Consider the following 297-nt stretch of genomic DNA (forward strand, 5'->3'; position numbering starts at 1 on the left):
GTCACGGTAATCGGCTGTTCGCTTGTATCAGCAGCAGTTTGATAATGGGCTTTGCATTCAAGTACGTTTTCATCTTCGCAATTTAAAATGAGTTGTGCTTCAAGCCACGGCTCATTTATTTGCTGGTACAAGTATTGCCCAAGTTGTTGGGGGATGTTTTTTATTTCAGGTCGCATGTGCTGTCCTTAGCGTTATGTTCGTTTATAGCTGGACTTCGGACTTCAAAAAGTCATAGTAAAAAAGTCCATCTTCTTCATGATCTTCAAATATTTCTTTTCCGGCTAACATATAGGCCTT

Annotated in this window: 1 pseudogene; it reads right to left on the reverse strand. The window is 40.1% G+C overall.

Annotated elements, in window-relative coordinates:
• Positions 1–176: pseudogene (locus tag H5232_RS24555) on the reverse strand (DUF600 domain-containing protein); the annotation flags it as partial.
• Positions 177–297: the final 121 nt, after the last annotated feature.

The sequence above is a fragment of the Pseudoalteromonas sp. SG41-5 genome, from assembly GCF_014164495.1.
Lineage (GTDB): Bacteria > Pseudomonadota > Gammaproteobacteria > Enterobacterales > Alteromonadaceae > Pseudoalteromonas > Pseudoalteromonas rhizosphaerae.